The sequence below is a fragment of the Salinimicrobium oceani genome (assembly GCF_012037645.1).
In genome coordinates this window covers 1-391 of the sequence record NZ_JAAVJR010000912.1, presented here as the reverse complement: position 1 = coordinate 391, position 391 = coordinate 1, and the positions used below count along the sequence as shown (strand labels likewise).

Here is a 391-nt window from a genome sequence, read left to right as displayed (position 1 = left end):
CTGGAGCTAAGATACAGCCCTTCAAGAAAAATCCTTACCGCCTATTCCCGGGAACCTCTGCAAATAATAAACCGCCACCTGGGTTATGAGATCACCTATAGCCTTGATTCCTTTGAAGCTCTTTATGACCAGGGCAACAGCGGCCTTACTTATGTGCAAATGGTAACCTATCAGGGAACCAGTTTCTTTAGAAACCTGCATGATACACCAGGAAAGAAATATCTTAAAAACCGCAGGATTTCCTATCATGGATCCTCTCTACATTTTATGCGTGCTCTGGCTAAAAAACAACTGGAAGAGAATGGTTTTGAGATTTACTTTGACAGATTCAAAACTGCGCCTTACAAGCACTTTAAGATCGAACAGGATGAGGAACTAACAGCCATAGAAC

1 pseudogene is annotated in these 391 nt (G+C 42.2%); it reads left to right on the top strand.

The features are described 5' to 3' along the window. Positions 1–391 (top strand): annotated as a pseudogene (locus HC175_RS20025) (hypothetical protein); the annotation flags it as partial.